This is a genomic window from Aneurinibacillus sp. Ricciae_BoGa-3, from assembly GCF_028421645.1.
Taxonomy (GTDB): domain Bacteria; phylum Bacillota; class Bacilli; order Aneurinibacillales; family Aneurinibacillaceae; genus Aneurinibacillus_B.
On sequence record NZ_CP116887.1, the window covers coordinates 972534 to 985511 of the forward strand.

12 protein-coding genes and 1 riboswitch are annotated in these 12978 nt (G+C 47.1%); of the genes, 11 read left to right on the forward strand and 1 reads right to left on the reverse strand.

What is annotated here, in order from left to right; genetic code table 11:
* Positions 1-101 precede the first annotated feature (101 nt).
* From PP175_RS04975 to PP175_RS05025, 11 genes are all read left to right on the forward strand, one after another.
* On the forward strand, positions 102-1292 hold the full coding sequence (locus PP175_RS04975; RefSeq protein ID WP_272441721.1) for a thiolase family protein: 1191 nt from the start codon (positions 102-104) through the stop codon (positions 1290-1292).
* On the forward strand, positions 1285-2811 hold the full coding sequence (locus PP175_RS04980; RefSeq protein WP_272441722.1) for a class I adenylate-forming enzyme family protein: 1527 nt from the start codon (positions 1285-1287) through the stop codon (positions 2809-2811). Before PP175_RS04975 ends, PP175_RS04980 begins: the two co-directional genes overlap by 8 nt.
* Entirely contained in the window at positions 2804-3643 is an 840-nt protein-coding gene (locus PP175_RS04985; RefSeq protein ID WP_272441723.1) for an SDR family NAD(P)-dependent oxidoreductase, read from the forward strand. The genes PP175_RS04980 and PP175_RS04985 overlap by 8 nt, the downstream gene beginning before the upstream one ends.
* Before the next feature lie 95 nt (positions 3644-3738).
* A riboswitch (SAM riboswitch) is annotated at positions 3739-3836 on the forward strand.
* 186 nt (positions 3837-4022) lie between these two features.
* Positions 4023-5642: a nitrite/sulfite reductase gene (locus tag PP175_RS04990; protein WP_272441724.1), complete on the forward strand. Its 1620-nt coding sequence runs from the start codon at positions 4023-4025 to the stop codon at positions 5640-5642.
* Positions 5643-5739: 97 nt separating this feature from the next.
* Positions 5740-6822, forward strand: coding sequence for a sulfate permease (locus tag PP175_RS04995; RefSeq protein ID WP_272441725.1), 1083 nt, complete (start codon positions 5740-5742; stop codon positions 6820-6822).
* A 1-nt stretch (position 6823) separates the two neighbouring features.
* Complete coding sequence (locus tag PP175_RS05000) at positions 6824-7534, forward strand: phosphoadenylyl-sulfate reductase (protein ID WP_272441726.1); 711 nt, start codon at positions 6824-6826, stop codon at positions 7532-7534.
* Positions 7535-7564: 30 nt separating this feature from the next.
* Entirely contained in the window at positions 7565-8704 is a 1140-nt protein-coding gene (gene sat / locus PP175_RS05005; RefSeq protein ID WP_272441727.1) for a sulfate adenylyltransferase, read from the forward strand.
* Between the two features lie 12 nt (positions 8705-8716).
* On the forward strand, positions 8717-9310 hold the full coding sequence (gene cysC / locus PP175_RS05010) for an adenylyl-sulfate kinase (protein WP_272441728.1): 594 nt from the start codon (positions 8717-8719) through the stop codon (positions 9308-9310).
* 347 nt (positions 9311-9657) lie between these two features.
* On the forward strand, positions 9658-10290 hold the full coding sequence (locus PP175_RS05015; protein ID WP_272441729.1) for an FMN-dependent NADH-azoreductase: 633 nt from the start codon (positions 9658-9660) through the stop codon (positions 10288-10290).
* A 149-nt stretch (positions 10291-10439) separates the two neighbouring features.
* Positions 10440-11462 (forward strand): CAP domain-containing protein, encoded by a 1023-nt coding sequence (locus PP175_RS05020; RefSeq protein WP_272441730.1) that lies wholly within the window; start codon positions 10440-10442, stop codon positions 11460-11462.
* 98 nt (positions 11463-11560) lie between these two features.
* Positions 11561-11785, forward strand: a complete 225-nt coding sequence (locus PP175_RS05025; RefSeq protein ID WP_272441731.1) for a YneF family protein — start codon at positions 11561-11563, stop codon at positions 11783-11785.
* Between the two features lie 134 nt (positions 11786-11919).
* Here the strand turns inward: PP175_RS05025 and PP175_RS05030 are convergent, their stop codons facing one another.
* Positions 11920-12900 (reverse strand): metal-dependent hydrolase, encoded by a 981-nt coding sequence (locus PP175_RS05030; RefSeq protein WP_272441732.1) that lies wholly within the window; start codon positions 12898-12900, stop codon positions 11920-11922.
* Positions 12901-12978 lie beyond the last annotated feature (78 nt).

The following is a 12978-nucleotide window of genomic DNA, read 5'->3' on the forward strand; positions in this document are numbered from 1 at the left end:
TCGCTGGCATGCATGCAAGTTGGTTCACCGAAACTTTGTTAGCTTAAGTAGGATCCAGGTCCTTATAATGGAGGAAATAAGGGTTAGGCAGGAGGTTATTCATGAACGATGTATATCTGATCAGTGCCAGGCGGACACCTATAGGAAAAGCCGGCGGTATCTTAAAGGATGTAGAACCGGAAAAACTTGCGGCGGCTGTCTTTCAAGAAGTGCTCAAGGAAACTGGATTAAGGCCTGAGCAAGTCGAGCAGGTTGTGCTTGGAAATGTGGTGGGTCCTGGCGGCAATCTGGCGAGGCTGAGCGCACTCGAAGCGGGGTTGCCATTTGAAGTGCCAGGATTAACCGTAGATATGCAGTGCGGTTCAGGTTTAGAGGCGATCCGGGTAGCAGCCTGCATGATTCAGGCAGGGGCAGCTGACATAGTTATCGCAGGAGGTGTTGAAAGTTGCAGCCTGGCACCATGGAAGATGGAGAAGCCAAGAAATATGTATGGCATGGAAACACCGCGTGTTTTTGCCAGAGCCCGGTTTGCGCCGGACACAATCGGTGACCCGGATATGGGAATCGCGGCGGAGAATGTAGCTGCCAGATTTGGGGTTAGCCGCGAAGACCAGGATACGTTTGCGCTTCGGAGCCACCAAAAAGCTGTTACAGCAATGGAGGGCAGCCGATTTGCCGACGAAATGGTTCCCATTCCTACACCCAGCCGTAAAGAGCCTGAGAGAGTCGCTGTAAAGGATGAAGGGCCGCGACCCGACACGTCGCTTGCCAAACTGCAGGCACTTAAGCCTGTATTCCTTCCGAACGGAACTGTCACTGCGGGAAACGCCTGCGGGATTAACGATGGGGCCGCAGCGGTACTGCTTGTGTCAGGCAAGAAGGCCCGTGAATTGGGCCTGACACCCGCGCTTGAATATATAGATGCGGCAGCGGCAGGCGTAGATCCGAACATCCTGGGCATCGGCCCCGTGCCGGCTGTCAGAAAACTGTTGGGCAAGCATGGGCTGACAGTGGATCAGCTCGATCGGGTTGAATTTAACGAGGCGTTCGCATCCCAGGTACTGGCCAGCATTAGAGAGCTTGGCATAGATGAAGCCTGCTTAAACAAAGACGGGGGCGCACTGGCCCTCGGTCATCCTTATGGAGCATCGGGGGCTATTCTCGTTACGCGTCTGCTGCATGGGATGAAGGCCGAGATAGATTCTAAATGGGGGCTGGCTACTATGGGCATTGGCGGCGGTTTAGGGATTGCAGCCCTGTTTAAAAAGTGGGAGGGGTGGCATCATGCATAAATTAATTACGGACGGTGTCTACCAAAATGCAACCATTGAGCCTGCCAAACCAGCCCTCATAACGAAAGGCACAACCCATACCTACGAAATGCTTGCCCGGGCTGTAAAGGCACGGGCAGCTTATCTCACGAGTCAATTTTGTCCTCAAAAAGGCGATCTCATTATGCTTGCGATGCCTAATAGCCATCTGTTCATCGAATGGTTCCTGGCGATTTGTGAGGCCGGCGGGACAGCAGTTCCGGTTAATCCATCCTTGAAGAAAAAGGAATGGGAGAGGATTGTGAGGCAATACCGTCCATTGCTTATTATTGCAGACCAACAGGTTGCGGGAGCCGGGCAGCTTGGGCTAAGCACTCCCATTATTGCCCATGATACTGCAGTTGAGGTTGAGGACCAGAATCTCACTACGCAGGCAAACATGATGCCGCACAGCGATTCAGATATCTTCTATATGGCGTTGTCATCCGGTACGACGGGCACACCTAAAGGTATTCTTCGTACCCATCGTTCATGGGTAACGAGTTTTTACGCGATGAGCGCTGAATTTGGCCTGGGAAGGGAAGACTTCCTTCTTTTGCCTGGCCCTCTCTATTACTCCGCTACGCTTATCTCTATGCTTCATCTGTTGTCGGTAGGTGGAAGTGTTCGTCTTATGGAGCATTTTGATGCAGCTGAAGCGTTGCAAGAGATGCAAACAGGCAGGATAACAAGTGTATTTATGGTTCCCACGATGTATTCGGCAGTTGTAAAGGAGTGGCAAAGCCAGAATGAAACACAAACGGCCCCCCATCCCCCTGTACGAACGCTCATAACGGCAGGCGCTAAAATGGATATAACCCTAAAGAGACGCGTGCAAGAGCTGTTTGCCCACAGCACGCTCTATGAATACTACGGTGCTGCTGAAATAGGTTTTGTCTCGGTCCAGGCAGGGCGAGGCCATGAAGGAACGGTTGGCCATGCTTTTCATGGCGTTGATATCCAGATTCGCAATGATAGCGGGGATGTCGTACCTGTGGGAGAAGTTGGCGAAATATTTGCGAGAAGCGCAATGATGGCGGAAGGGTATTTCCCAAGCGCGCTAAATAAGTGCGAGAACAACGAGCCTGTCTGGAAAAGTGCGGGCGATCTGGGCCGCATGGATGGCAGGGGTATTCTTCATCTCGTGGGCAGAAAGAGTGATATGTTTATCAGTGGAGGTATTAACATTCATCCAGTAGAGATTGAAGGCGCGTTGAATGAAGTCGATTTTATCGAGGAGGCTGCCGTACTCGGCGTAGCGGACAGCTACTGGGGTGAAAAATCAGTGGCAGCTGTAAAACTTGTCGCACCACCTGATAATTGGGAAGAGAAGCTGCGTCAGATTCTGCGGGAACGGCTGGTTCCCTATAAAATACCGAAAGTAATTTTCCAAGTTGAAACGATGCCGTATAATTCAGCCGGTAAAATCCATAAATCCGAGCTTGTTAATAGGTTTTTGCAAGAAACAACAGATTCAGCTGAGGGGGGTAAGCATGAATAAGAAAATAGCGCTCATCACAGGTTCAACCCGCGGAATCGGACGGGCTCTTGCAATGGGTATGGCCAGGAGCGGATATAGCGTGATTGTAAACGGCACCGTACGGGAAACCGTTGAATCCGTTGTCCAGCTTATTAGGCAGAAAGGCGGAGAAGCAGCCGGCATCCCGTGTGATATCTGTAATCCCGAGGCGGTACAGAATATGGTCGACTCCGTGGTCCGCCGTTTTGGCCGGCTGGATGTGCTCATCAACAACGCCGGCATTGTCCGTGACCGAATGAGTTACAAAATGAGCATACAGGAGTGGCACGATGTTATAAATGTACATTTGAATGGATCGTTTTACTGTATTCAGGCAAGCCTGCCATATATGAAAGAAAGCGGAGGCTCCATTATCAATGTCGTGTCTTCAGCCGGTATTGAAGGATGTATCGGACAGGCTAACTATGCCGCAGCCAAAGCAGGACTGATCGGATTAACGTATACACTTGCGCAGGAGCTGATTCGGTTTGGCATACGAGTTAATGCGGTTGCCCCGGCAGCGCTGACGGATATGACACGTCCCCATGTAGAAAAAGCGCAGCGCCAGGCCAAGGACAGAGGAGAAGACATCCCTGATTACTGGAAAATAGGGAACCCGGAAGATCTCCTTCCGCTGCTTCTATACCTGTCTGAACCTCCTGAAGATGTAACAGGCCGTCTTTTTTCAATGAATGGTTCAACCTGGTCTATCTGGAACAAACCGCAAATTGATCGCTTCTATAGCAAACCAAATGCCGGCACATGGTCGGCTGCGGAAATCGCACGGCAAGTTGCCGAATTGGATAGAAAATAACTTTTCAAAAAATGATTGCAATTGTGTAAGCGGCGATTTATAATTCAATATATCAAAAGCAGTTAAAACCGATTAAAATAATAAGATTTAACTCTTTCTTATCAAGAGAGGCAGAGGGACTGGCCCTTTGAAGCCTCGGCAACCTAATCCGGTTAGGTGCCAACTCCAGTAGCATGCGGCTTGAAGATGAGGGGGAGGGTTGGGATGCCCTTCTTCTTATAACCGAAGAAGGGATTTTTACTATTTTAAAACGGACTAAACTGATATAATTTATCGGAAAAAGAAAAACGGGGATGGCAATAGCGATCGGTAAACGAGTGCTTGTAGTGCTCGACCGGGAGACCCAAGCTATTGCTTAAAAAGAGAGGAGAGTTTTGAAGTGAGCTACACACCTGTTTGGGCGAATAACCCGGAAATAAAGTTGAATAAAAATGAGTATGCAAAACTCGAAAAAGACGGTCTTGATGTTATTGAGGATATTTACGGTTATGCAAAAACAGGATTCGAATCGATCACAGCTGATGATATGGATCGGTTTAAGTGGGCCGGTGTGTACCAGCAGCGTCCAAAAGACGGCCACTTTATGATGCGGGTGCGCATTCCATCCGGAGTTCTTTCCTCTGAACAGGCAAGAGTGCTTGCAGGTATTTCCCGGGATTATGGCCGGGATTTAGTCGACATTACCACTCGCCAGGCGGTTCAATTCCACTGGCTGACCGTAGATAATCTGCCCGATATATTTTCACGACTGTCAGATGCCGGGATGTCCTCTTTTGAAGCATGCGGCGACGTGCCGCGCACGATCATCGGCAATCCGCTTGCCGGGCTTGACCCCAATGAATTAATGGATACAAGGCCGCTTGTGAAGCAGCTTTCTGATACTTTTCTCATGAATCGCGATTTCTCTAACCTGCCTCGTAAATACAAAATTTCAATTTCATCAAGTATTTACAATCCGGGTCATGCTGAAATTAACGATCTTGCCTTTACACCGGCAGTGAAAGTGATTGACGGCCAAGAAGTGAATGGATTCCACATCTGGGTTGGAGGCGGCCTGTCCGCTAAGCCGTACCTTGCCAAACAGTTGGATGTATTTGTTAAGCCAGAGGATGTTGTGCGGGTAGCAATCGGGGTTACGACTATTTTCCGCGATTACGGTTACCGTGAAAAACGCCACCACGCCCGCCTTAAATTCTTAATGGCCGATTGGGGCCCAGAGAAATTTAAGGGCAAATTGATTGAACTTATTGGAGAACTTCCGGAAAAAGGCGAAGATAAGCTGGTTGGCTGGAATGCCGGCTACTTTACTGGCGTGCACGCACAAAAGCAAGAGGGTCTGACATATGTTGGCTTAACTGTTCCGGTTGGCCGGATGTCCGCTCAAGAGCTCGAGGAACTGGCCCGGTTATCAGATGTATATGGGGATGGCTCCCTTCGTACGTGCAACTCGCAAAATATTGTCCTTGCAAATATTCCGAACGATAAAGTCGAAGCGCTTCTGAATGAGCAAGCACTGGAAAGGCTGACTCCTTTTCCGAACAACTTTATATCTTATGCCGTTAGCTGTACGGGCATTGAATTCTGTAACCTCGCTCTCGTTGAAACGAAAGAGCGGCTGCGCGACCTCGCAATCTTCCTTGACGAAAACCTTTTGCTTGATACACCGATCCGCATGCATATGAATGGGTGCCCGAATTCCTGCGGACAGCGCCAGATCGCAGACATTGGTTTTCAGGGAGCGCTCGTGAAAACAGACAACGGAATGATCGACGCCTTTGATATTTTCCTCGGGGGCAAACTTTGGGAGAATGCGAAATTTAATGAAAAATTAAAAGGGCGCATCCCTGGGGATAGCCTAAACCGTGTCATTTTGCAACTGCTAGCGTTTTTCAAAGAAGAGCGCCAGGAAAATGAAAGCTTTTATGATTTTGTTAACCGAGTAGGAGTCGAGCCATTCCAGGAAAGATTGGATACGCTCCTCAGCCAGTTAACCGTATAAAGATGGCTCAACAGGGCCTTAGGGGAAGGATTGAGGCCACTATGTTTTTGCAAAAGGAAAAAACCGCCGGGCCGGGCAGAGGATTTGTGATTGAGAAATGATTTGGACATATATCGCGGTTGGGATTGCGCTGTTTTTCGCGATGAATATAGGTGCAAGCGGAACAGCTGCGTCAATGGGAGCGGCTTACGGAAGCGGCGCGATAACGAATAAAAGAATCGCGATGCTGCTTGTAGCCATCGCAGCATTCCTTGGCGCTGTTGTCGGAGGCGGAGAAGTCGTGAAGACAATTGGGGGAGGGATTATCCCTTCCTCCATTCTAAATGTTGAGATGGTAGCGATAATTCTTGCTTCTGCTACGCTCACCCTTTTTATGGCCAACTTACTGGGAATTCCTTTGTCAACAAGTGAGGTAACGGTTGGATCCATTGTTGGTGTCGGATTAGCCTATCATGCAGTGAAAACGGCGAATGTAGTCGAAATCCTTCTTTTTTGGGTCCTTATCCCCTGTATCGCGTTTATTGCCGCCTTTCTGCTTGGAAAACTTATAAAGAGAACAGAAAAGAAATGGCCTGCGCTCCGGGGAAACGGCAAATGGAAAAAATGGCTGAGCCTGCTTTTGATTTTTGCCGGGTTACTGGAAGCATTTTCTGCCGGAATGAATAATGTAGCTAATGCGGTAGGCTCGCTTGTAGGCGCGCGTCTTCTTACCGTGCATACAGGCATCTGGTTGGGAGCGTTATTTGTTTCAATTGGAGCTTTCTTTATGGGAGGCAAAGTACTTGAAACAAATGGAAAGAAAATCACGCGCCTGTCCCTTCTCCAGGGCAGCGCGGTATCCCTCACAGGGGGTACACTGGTTATCATTGCTTCTATCTTTGGGATCCCGGTGCCGTTAACCCAGGCGACAACCTGTGCGATTCTGGGGGTCGGCACGGCGGATAAAGGCTTTAGCCTCTGGCAAAAGGGCGTTATTAAACAAATTGTGAAGGTTTGGATTGTGTCTCCCGTATCTTCGCTTGTGGTTTCCTATTTTATGGTGAATACATTTCTCACACCAAACCCTTATGTAGTAATAGTTATTGTTTGTGTTTTTGTAGCAACGGTTGGTACAATTAGTCTGTCCAACGCAGTGCGCAGAGAAAAAAGTACCATCCATGAGCAAGGAGGAGGAATTTAATATGGCTCAGCTTTCGTATCAAGATCTTGCGGTTGAGGATTTCGCACGAATTAATGAAGAACTCGCGGGAAAAGACACGCTGGATGTTTTGAAATGGGCATATGGACAGTTCGGCGATGAACTCGTTTATGCATGCAGCTTTGGCGCAGAGGGCATCGTGCTGATTGATTTAATCAGCAAAGTAAAAAAAGATGCCAAGATCGTATTTCTGGATACAAATGTGCATTTTAAAGAAACCTATGAATTGATTGATCGCGTGAAGCAGAAGTATCCCAGTTTACGAATAGAAATGAACCAGCCTGCGATCACACTGGAACAGCAGGCGAAGCAATATGGGGAGAAACTGTGGGAAACAGATCCAAATAGCTGCTGCAATATACGAAAAGTCCAGCCACTTACCAGAGCGCTGTCCGGTGCGGCAGCATGGCTATCAGGGCTGCGTCGTGAGCAATCGCCTACGCGGGCGGCAACAGAGTTTGTCAACCAGGACAATAAATTTAAATCGATCAAAATATGCCCACTGATTCATTGGACCTGGGACGATGTGTGGAATTATATCCGGGCATTTGATCTTCCATACAACACGCTTCATGATAAAGGATATCCGAGCATTGGCTGTGAATACTGCACGTCACCTGTCGAAGACGCTGGAGATTCAAGAGCCGGCAGGTGGGCAGGTAAAGGCAAAACCGAATGCGGCCTGCATTTATAAGAGACATTCAAAGCAAAGGAGCTTAAAAAAATGAGTTTACAACCCCATGGCGGCACATTAATTAACAGAGTTGATTTATCCTACAATGTTTCAAACATCGCTAAAGAAGTTGAAATAGACGGCACAGCACTATCAGACCTCGAATTAATTGCAATCGGCGCATACAGCCCGATTACGGGGTTCCTTGGAGAAGAGGACTACAATTCTGTTGTCCATACAATGAAGCTTGCTGGCGGACAGGTGTGGAGCATTCCGATTACGCTTCCGGTTTCGAAGGAAGTGGCTAGCAATCTTCAAATCGGAGAAAAAATTAAACTGTCAAAAGGTGGTACAGTTTACGGCGTGCTGGAATTAACGGAAAAATACACGCCTGATAAAATGGTTGAAGCGGAAAATGTTTACCGCACAACCGAGCTTGCACACCCCGGGGTTAAAAAGCTTTTTTCGCGGCCGGATGTATACCTGGCAGGACCGGTTACGCTTGTGAAGCGCCCGGAGAAAAATAAGTTCAGTCAATTTTACTTAGATCCTGCTGCTACACGGGCTGAGTTTGAAAAACGTGGCTGGAAAACCATAGTGGGATTCCAAACACGCAATCCTGTACACCGCGCACATGAGTATATCCAGAAGACAGCGCTTGAGATTGTTGATGGCTTGTTCCTCAACCCTCTGGTCGGGGAAACAAAAGCAGATGACATTCCTGCAGATATCCGGATGGATAGCTACCAAGTTCTGTTAAAGAACTACTATCCGGCCGACCGCGTATTCCTCGCTGTTTTTCCGGCTGCTATGCGCTATGCAGGGCCGCGTGAAGCTATCTTCCACGCTATGGTACGCAAAAACTATGGCTGTACCCATTTCATTGTCGGACGCGACCACGCAGGGGTTGGCAATTACTACGGAACATACGACGCCCAGTTGATCTTCCGAAACTTTACTTCTGAAGAACTCGGGATTACGCCGCTGTTTTTTGAACATAGCTTTTACTGCAAGAAGTGCGGTAACATGGCTTCAACTAAAACATGCCCGCACGATACAGAAGATCGCCTGATTCTATCCGGAACAAAGGTTAGAGAAATGCTGAGCAATGGAATCGCTCCACCGCCTGAATTCAGCCGCCCGGAAGTAGTTAATGTATTGATTAAAGGCATGAAGGTTGGAGTTCAGTAAGGGGGAGAAGAAATGGCACAGAATATTGTCTGGCATAATACAACCGTAACGAAAAAGGACCGGCAGGAGTTAAACGGCCATAAAAGCGGCATCCTTTGGTTTACTGGGCTATCAGCTTCCGGTAAATCAACGCTTGCTAATGTCCTTGAAAAAGAACTGCATACACGGGGCTTAAGGACGTACCTGCTGGATGGAGATAATATCCGGCATGGGATAAACAAAGACCTCGGTTTCAGCCCAGAGGATCGGACGGAAAATATCCGCCGCATTGGGGAAGTCGCCAAGTTGTTTGTGGATGCAGGCGCCCTTGTACTCACAGCTTTTATCTCGCCGTATCAGGCGGATCGTCAGCTTGCAAGAAGCTTGGTTGACGAAGGGGAATTTATCGAAATCTACGTGAAATGCTCCATCGAAACATGTGAACAGCGCGATCCAAAAGGGCTGTACAAAAAAGCTAAGAATGGCGAAATTCCTCAATTCACGGGAATATCTTCGCCCTATGAAGAGCCTGAAAAGCCTGAGCTTATCGTGGAAAACGACAAGCAAACACTTCAACAGTCGGTTGAGCAAATAATTACTTATTTAGAAGAAAAAGGATTTATATAGTTGAAACTTGGAGGGGCCATTTCGGCCTCTTTCTCATTGAATGGTGTCGGATAAGTCTGGTAAAGCTCGGACAGTGCAGCTTAAAAGTCGACAAATACGTCGTCTTCTATTACAGTTAAGGGGGACATTACCTGTCTTAAGCCAGCTTTGTGCAATGCTACTTCTGTTAAAATTTCATGAACATCGATTACTTTACCCCCCTACAGGGAAACATACATAGGAAAAGTATCACAGGCAAAGAGGAAATTAGCTCTTTACTTACTTAAGATAATAAAGTATATTTAAGTAAGTTCAATGCGAACTATTTTAGCTGATGATCTTATATTACACAAAGGGAGAGATTTTACATGGCAAAAGTGCTTTATATTACTGCAAATCCAAAACCGCTTGATTTATCTTATGGCCTTCAGCTTGGCGAACATTTTCTGGCTGAGTATAAGAAGCACAGCCCTCAGGATACAATCGAAAAGGTAGATATCTACAGCGAAAATATTCCTCTTATTGATTCACTCGTTCTTGGAGCATGGGGGAAATTAGCGCACGGTGAAGAGCTCACTGCGGAAGAAAGCCGCGTAGTAGGCCGCATGGATGAAATCTTAAATCAGTTCTTATCTGCTGATAAATATGTATTCGTTACGCCGATGTGGAACCTCAGCTACCCACCGCTTCTTAAAGCGTACATTGACACAATCGTAATGGCAGGTAAAACTTTCCGTTATACCGAAGCCGGTCCGGAAGGCCTGCTTAAAGGTAAAAAAGCCATTCACATCCAAGCTCGCGGCGGGATGTATTCTGAAGGCCCAGCTGTTGATTTTGAATTTACGAACAAGTATCTGCAAGCTATTATGGCTTTCATCGGCATTACCGACTACAGCCATATCTTTGTTGAAGGAATGGCTGCTATGCCGAATGAAGCTCCAGCGATTCTTGAGCAGGCGAAGAAAAATGCTGAGCCAGCCGCTGCTGCGTTTGCTAAGTAATCAGTTACGGCAGAAGCTTTGAACTAACTTTAGTAAAGTCTGGACACCTATGTCCGTTAATGTTACGATACACGAAGAAGCGTTCACTGACCTTTATACGGGTTCAGGAGCGCTTTTTTCGGTACTTGACATTACGGGGAGCTGTTATAGTGAAAAAATCTAATAAATGGATACTTTCTACTTTGGCGGCCGGAGCGGTGTTTGCTTTGGGGGCGTGCACAGGTTTAAGCGTAGGGGGGCAGCTTGGCAGGACAGCGGAGCAAAGCCGGACAGCGGTAGGGCAGACTCATGTTTTATCCGCAACAACGACCTCGTCCTCAACTTTTAGCGTTGCTCTGGGTGAGCCCTCTGCCCACGTGAAAGCCAAGCTGGGTAATCCTAAGTATGGGTATAACGGGATAAATAAAACGTTCTGGTGGATTTATGATTCATACTGGATTGGATTTCGCAATGGCCGGGTTGTTGAGTTGTTTACGAACCATAAAAATGCAACATATAATGGAGTTAAAATAGGTTACACCAGGGGGCAGGTTGAGAAAAAGGTTAAATATGCTGCCAAACCACAGTGGAGTTTATTCAATGTAGGGTTCACCTTTTCAAATCTCAGCCGTGATCGTATCCTCTATAAAATAGGAAATGAAGCGCTTATTGCGTATTATGATACACTGGATAAGAATAAGCTCATGGGCATTAGGGTGGTTAAGCCTGAAGAGCTTGTTTACAAGAAGTATTTTGGCTATACATACCGCTACATCAAGAAGCCAGCCATTACTTCTTATTCTACAGATTGGCCTTCGGTAAATAGGAATGAAGCAGAGGAAATTCTATTGTTGAGCAACACCGAACGTTTAAAGAAAGGCATATCTCCTTTATCATGGAGCAAGCAGGCCGCTGCTTCTGCCTCTTATCACAGCAAGGATATGTTTACGCGCCATTACTTCGCGCATACGCTTCCAGACGGACGCACCCCGTTTGATTTAATGCGCAAGCAGGGGATCTCATTTCATGAGGCTGGCGAGAATATTGCTACAGGATACGTAGACGCCATTGACGCTGTATTTGGATGGATGAATAGCGCAGGCCACAGAAAGAGCCTTCTTAATGCTAACTTTTCCCGGCTCGGAGCAGGTGTATATGAAACGTATTACACCCAGCATTTTTACCGGCCATAGGCGGATAGCCACATATAAATTCTTTGACAAGTTGCGGTTAGCCAAGTAAAATTACATTTGATTGCCGGAAAATTAACGTGTAGAAGGGACGAGCCTGTATGTGGAATATCATTTTACCAATCCTGACTTTAATTATCGGGTTGGTTGGGGGTTTTGCGTTAGGAGTCTGGTACCTGAGACGCCAGATGACGAACATGCAAATGGATGAGAAGCAAATTCAGCAGATTGCCCGCTCAATGGGGATGAATCTGAATCAGAAGCAATTAAACCAGATGACGCGCAAAATGCAGCAGACCAACAAAAAGCCTGGAAAGAAGAAATAAATCATTACTCTCTCGAAGGCGAATGGATTATTCGCCGAACGAATTTTACTATAGTAAGCCGCAGTTATTCTTTAGTAAGATGTGAAGAAAAGCCTGCTCCTCGGATAAAGGGAGCAGGCTTCTTTTCATGAGGTTTAGGATTTATCAAGCGCAAGAATGAGCTTTTCTTCGATTTTATGCTCGCGATACTCCCAACCCGCATAAGAGTCAAGTATTCTTAAATCATCGTTTAAGTGTACAATCGCCATAAAAGCATAGTGCGTCTTGGTTCGATAACGCAGGTCAATCCACCTTACTTCATACCCAAAATCACGCTTTGTGACGTATACGTACGGGTAGCGTGTGAAGGAAAGGAACGCCTGCACATTCACATCTTGTTTGGCGGAGGCAATGATTTCATTCTCACCTTTATACACAAAAGTGTCATGCCAGATAATTTGTCCCTGGATCATTTCGCCGACGTAGGAGACGGTATCCGTCTTCACGACAATTCCCCACCGAGTCCAGAAGAGAGTAGGCAGCAGAACATAATGGCCTGCAACGCCGAGATTTTCTTTTACTTTCTTTACAAGGTGGCGGTAGGTTAACGCCCGCTGAATGATATACGTAATCATCACGGCGTACACACAGGCGAAAACAATGCCGGGATTTAATCCGGCCCGCCAGAAAACGAATCCTAAAAGATGAATGCCCATAATAAACGGGTCGAATATATTGATCATGTTAAATGATATCCAACGTTTTGATAAAGGCCGGGTAGCTTGAGTGCCGTACGAGTTAAATAGATCGACGGTGACGTGGACGAGAACAGCAATCAACGTCCAAAGTAACAGATGAAGGAACGAAATGCCGGAATGGAAAAGATAAACCCCTCCACTTATAAGTCCGGTCCACAAGAGCATAGCAGGAATGGAGTGTGAGCGCCCTCGATGATTGCGAATATAACGGGCATTGCCGGTTAACTTCAGCACCGTATCAATATCTGGAGCCTGGGAGCCGATAAGCGTTCCAAGAAGAACGGCAGAGGCGAGCCCCGGTGAAGCAGCAACAGCCGGATCCAAATAGGCAAGACCTGCAAGTCCAAAACCCATTGCAATGTGGGTACCTGTATCCAAAAAATATTTCCTCCAATTCTAACTGCAAAAGCACCTGACGGGGCTTTTGTTTTTTGATATTCTTTATTATAAAGCATC